This window comes from Halodesulfovibrio sp. (assembly GCF_025210605.1).
Lineage (GTDB): Bacteria > Desulfobacterota > Desulfovibrionia > Desulfovibrionales > Desulfovibrionaceae > Halodesulfovibrio.
Window position 1 is genome coordinate 1 of record NZ_JAOARI010000021.1, and the last position, 3,680, is coordinate 3,680.

Below are 3,680 nucleotides of genomic sequence, written 5' to 3' on the forward strand. Positions count from 1 at the left end.
CGTGCGTGTCGCAGACTTTATCCATGGTTGATGATAGGTTTTGACGTGCTTCTGTGTATGTTATTGCGTATGGCATGGTTGCCTCCTTTGTTGCACCTGTACAGATAATAGTACAGGTTGTAGTGTGCGTCAATGAGGCAAGCGTTATTCAGTTGATTGAGAAGAGACATTCTGATTTGTTTCTGTGGGCGTAAGCTCAGATGGCGCTTTGGTTGGAAGGGGCTTTAAAGTTGGTTTAGCAGGCACTACAGGGGCGTTTATTGCTTTCTGTGCAGTAGTTGTCTCTACAGTCTTTACAGCGGAAGGGTAGAGTCGTTCATGTAGTTCTGTTAGTTGTGGGTAAAAAAAGATAAGGAGCGTGAAAGAAAGCAGGCTAATCCATAACGCGCTACCAATTCCTATCCTAAATATTTTTTGCCAACGTGCCCTAGTTTTAAGCTCCGTGAAAGGCTTGCCTAGTGACTCTTTTAAGGCAGGAGCTTTGCTTGTTAGTACTGTCAACTGCCGATCAATCTCTGTGGTTACAAGTCGAAGAGATCGTTTGTGGTTACTTGCAGAAAAAAAGAAATAAAACGAAAACAGGTAGAAGCAAAAGAGAAGCACCATATTTGATAGCGCGTACGGAGTATTCCAATCAACTTTACCTACAATAAAGGCAATTGCTATTGGTAGTGAGATAACTGTTTGCTGTAAGGTACTAAGGGTTCCTGATAGCTTCTCTGTAAGGGCTAGCTTGTTGTCTTCAATGTCTTCTTTTAACTTATCAATGGAAAAGTTGTAGATGAATGTGTGGTACTCATCTTGGTAGTCGCAATATATTTCTTTAAATTTAGATAGAATGTATGAAAATCTTTTGTTTTGATCAGGTTGTTGCAGGGCAAATTTTGTAACAACTTTTTTGAAGATGACTTTTTGCTCTTGCTCGTGGGTGTCAGAAAAGCCGTGTTCTAGAAAGGCATTTAGCTCGGTGCAGTCATGAAGATCTTCTTTGGTGAAATTAAGAGAGAAATCAACGGCTGAAAGCCCGTTAAAGTATACGTATGAAAGGTCATTCGTAAGCTTTGCTGGAAGGTCAGACAGTTTTAGTAATACATTTTTGAAATTATGGATTGAGTAGTATGAGGCAACCGAAGGTGTGTGGGTGTCTTCATTGCTGAGCTTTTCTTCAATTACATAAAAGCGGCTAGCAGGTCTATCTAAATTGGTTTGAATAGATAAAAAATCTTTAAAGTTGAAGTAAATTCCTGGTATACGATCTGATTCGATGAGTACCGTAATATTTTCTCCTATGAGTTCAGCTCTTGAATAGTCAGTTGCATGAAGAATCGTTTTGTCGTTGATTGCAATTTCAGTAACTATTTCCTCAGATGCCAAGTTGTATAGGGCGGAGTAATTATCCGCTGTGCATTGCAGTACGAGAGTTGATTCGCCACTCGTCTGGTCAGGTATATTAATGCTGCTTGCTTGTTCCAGCAGTAGCTTGGCATCTGAGTAATTGGACATTATTTATGTTTCTTCACGGTTGATTTCATCGATTTGATCAACAATTTTTTGTGGAGGGTTGAAAATTACTAAGGCATCGTCGTTTAATCGAAGGGTGCTGTTCCCCTTTTTAAGAAGAACCTTCTTGCTGGTAAGTAGCCTAGCCTCAAAGCGAAGGCTCATGCTGTCATTCTGTCCACCTATCCACTTAAATTTTTTAAGAGAGTTTTTGTTTGGCTCAAATCCTGTACTTATTTTATAATCATGTTCGTTGATAAATTCAAGGAAATGCAGCGGAAGTTCTTCGTTTAGGTGTCTAGAAAGATCGTCAAGGAAAACAGCTTTGTTTTCATGAAGTTTTTCTTCACAGTACTTTGTTATCTTACGATAAAAATTGACTCTGTCTTCGCGCGGGATATGTTTCGCGGAATAGTCCTTAGCTGCGCGGTGCAGTTCTTCTGTCTGGGTTTTTGCATCCGAAAATTCATCGCAGCCTACAAAGTCTAAAAAGTATTTGGGTGTGCTGTTACTAGCTTGACCTTTTATGAAGGATAGGTACTGACCTTCATTTTTTATCCATCCATCTATTTTTACTTCGCAACAGACATGCAGTTTGTCTAAATCAAGATGAATTCTTTGTGTAACATTTAAGTCGTCATCGATGGCACTACCAACCTTATCACGCAGCATAGCGGCAAGAATTCTTTTGGTTCCATTATTGGTTCCAATGTGTGCAAAAACAACATAGCCACCTGTTGATAGTTCTTGTTTTTCCATTTGTGCTTTGAGCAGGCTCATTGCGTGACGCGTAAAGACCGTGAAGGAGTCATCATCAGGATGCTGAAGGTATTCAGTTAAGCGTACGCTAAAGCGGCTCAAGTCTTGATTTTTATTAAATACTCCGAGTCCCTTGCCGATCCTCCGGTTGTAGAGCTTTAAAATTTCTGAGAGGAGGTTGGTTACTGTTTGATCAGGCGGTAGCGGTGCATCACGCAGAGTTACTTCGCAATCTTCGAAAAATTGTTCGGTATCAATTTTATGTACAATTGCGCGGTAGTTGTTTTGCATTTTTTCTCTTGAATCAGTAGTTGTTGTCATTCACAGTCCTTGTAGGTGAGGCGTAAGAGTGATAGTCGGTGAATCATCACTACGTGTATGAGGCTAATAAATCAGACGTAAATAGGTGTGTGTTTCAGAACAATACCGCTCCCTCGGCTTTGTAGAGCCGCCCCCGCGAATAACCCTTATGCTGTTCGTACAGCGCTAGCAGTAGTGTCTTTTTGTTCTTGTTCCAATTTTTTTGTTGCGCGTTTGTGAACCATTGACTCTCCAACTTCGACTGCCGAACAAACGGCATTCATGATTGTTGGTGAGAGTGGCAAGCTTCCGTTAAATACGGCGTTTATTTCTATAGCCGGGAGATTGGCTTTTTTAGCAATGTCTGAAATTGTTACGTCAGAATCGTGTGCAAATTCTTCCAGCACGTTCTTTACCGCAAGATCGTATGCGGTTACGGTTTGTGCTGTGGACGTATCGAATGTGTTGTCTCGTAACAGTTCGTTATACGGGATTTTTAGCGCGTCTGCATAACGCAGCATTGCGCCAAACGTAGTGCGTTCCCCGCCTCTTTCCTCGCTTAGCCATCGAGATACGGTATCTTTGTTTACTCCCATTTTTTTAGCAATTTCATGCTGCCTCAGTCCTGATGCTTTAAGCTTCTTTACTTCAGCAAGAATGATATTCCACGCATGGGCATTTTCTGGATCGTATTTAGCCATGCGTGCTTTTTTATCTTTTTTTATGCTGTTTTGTGGCATCTTCTGTCCTGTGTAAAAAAATAGGGTTGTCTTTTTAAGATGTCTTGTGGCATCATTCTGTAATGAAAAGCGTAATTGAAGAATATCGAAGAGATCACAAGGTCACTTTTGCGGAGATTGCTCGGCGTTGCTCGTTAGACCGATCCGTCGTTCTTCGACACTGCAAAGGCGAACGACGAATCGGTGGCGAGGCAGCGCTGCGGTATCACGCCAAGTTGGGTATTCCGCTGCCAGAATTACGACCGGATATTTTTGGGCAGCAAAAACAGATGGCAGATACACGATTGTAGCATTTGATGCCAGTAAAGGTAGGGGAAAGTGAGTATATACTTCGCCTAACTTCTGAGGAATTTACATGGAAAACAAACATACCATTCCCGC

At 41.4% G+C, this 3,680-nt stretch carries 4 protein-coding genes; 1 reads left to right on the forward strand and 3 read right to left on the reverse strand.

The genetic code is table 11. The features are described from left to right. Positions 1 to 144: 144 nt before the first annotated feature. From N4A56_RS08590 to N4A56_RS08600, 3 genes are all read right to left on the reverse strand, one after another. On the reverse strand, positions 145 to 1,503 hold the full coding sequence (locus tag N4A56_RS08590; RefSeq protein WP_295546556.1) for a hypothetical protein: 1,359 nt from the start codon (positions 1,501 to 1,503) through the stop codon (positions 145 to 147). 3 nt (positions 1,504 to 1,506) lie between these two features. Further along, the gene (locus N4A56_RS08595; protein ID WP_295546557.1) at positions 1,507 to 2,580 is read right to left on the reverse strand and encodes a nucleoid-associated protein; all 1,074 of its coding nucleotides are present in this window, start codon (positions 2,578 to 2,580) and stop codon (positions 1,507 to 1,509) included. Positions 2,581 to 2,726: 146 nt separating this feature from the next. After that, the gene (locus N4A56_RS08600) at positions 2,727 to 3,299 is read right to left on the reverse strand and encodes a helix-turn-helix transcriptional regulator (protein ID WP_295546558.1); all 573 of its coding nucleotides are present in this window, start codon (positions 3,297 to 3,299) and stop codon (positions 2,727 to 2,729) included. A 62-nt stretch (positions 3,300 to 3,361) separates the two neighbouring features. On the opposite strand from N4A56_RS08600, the gene N4A56_RS08605 reads away from it, so the two are divergent. After that, positions 3,362 to 3,589, forward strand: coding sequence for a helix-turn-helix transcriptional regulator (locus N4A56_RS08605; RefSeq protein WP_295546560.1), 228 nt, complete (start codon positions 3,362 to 3,364; stop codon positions 3,587 to 3,589). The last annotated feature ends 91 nt before the right edge of the window (positions 3,590 to 3,680 follow it).

Excerpts from the sequence above, each read along its gene's own strand:
- N4A56_RS08590 (WP_295546556.1), bottom strand. The coding sequence starts at position 1,503 with ATGTCCAATTACTCAGATGCCAAGCTACTGCTGGAACAAGCAAGCAGC.
- N4A56_RS08595 (WP_295546557.1), bottom strand. The coding sequence starts at position 2,580 with ATGACAACAACTACTGATTCAAGAGAAAAAATGCAAAACAACTACCGC.
- N4A56_RS08600 (WP_295546558.1), bottom strand. The coding sequence starts at position 3,299 with ATGCCACAAAACAGCATAAAAAAAGATAAAAAAGCACGCATGGCTAAA.
- N4A56_RS08605 (WP_295546560.1), top strand. The coding sequence starts at position 3,362 with ATGAAAAGCGTAATTGAAGAATATCGAAGAGATCACAAGGTCACTTTT.